The sequence below is a fragment of the Pseudomonas sp. EA_65y_Pfl1_P113 genome, assembly GCF_963970525.1.
Lineage (GTDB): Bacteria > Pseudomonadota > Gammaproteobacteria > Pseudomonadales > Pseudomonadaceae > Aquipseudomonas > Aquipseudomonas tritici.
The window spans coordinates 1-474 of the sequence record NZ_CAXAQM010000476.1; the positions used below are offsets into that span (position 1 = coordinate 1).

Below are 474 nucleotides of genomic sequence, written 5' to 3' on the forward strand. Positions count from 1 at the left end.
TAATATCGCCAACCGTCACCATCGCCCAAACCCCCGTTCGCGTTTCAGATCAACAGTTTGGCTGAAGTACGCTGGCTTAGTCCAGCGATTTGACGATCTCTTCGACCATCTTCTTGGCGTCGCCCAGCAGCATCATGGTGTTGTCCATGTAGAACACGTCATTGTCGACGCCCGCATAGCCGACCCCGCCCATCGAACGCTTGATGAACAGCACCGTCTTGGCCTTGCCGACATCGAGCACGGGCATGCCGTAAATCGGAGAAGTCTTGTCGGTCTTGGCCGCGGGGTTAGTCACGTCGTTCGCGCCGATCACGAAAGCGACGTCGGTCTGCGCGAATTCGCTGTTGATATCCTCCAGCTCGAACACGTCGTCATACGGCACGTTTGCTTCGGCCAGCAGCACGTTCATGTGGCCCGTCATACGCCCGGCCACGGGATGGATCGCATATTTCACGCGCACGCCATGGGCCTTCA

General features: G+C 57.8%; 1 protein-coding gene. It reads right to left on the reverse strand.

Annotated features, from left to right (window positions below; all coding sequences use genetic code 11):
- Nucleotides 1–76 precede the first annotated feature (76 nt).
- Nucleotides 77–474 (reverse strand): NAD(P)(+) transhydrogenase (Re/Si-specific) subunit beta (locus AACY52_RS30650; RefSeq protein WP_339561437.1); only part of this gene is annotated, 398 nt, incomplete at its 5' end.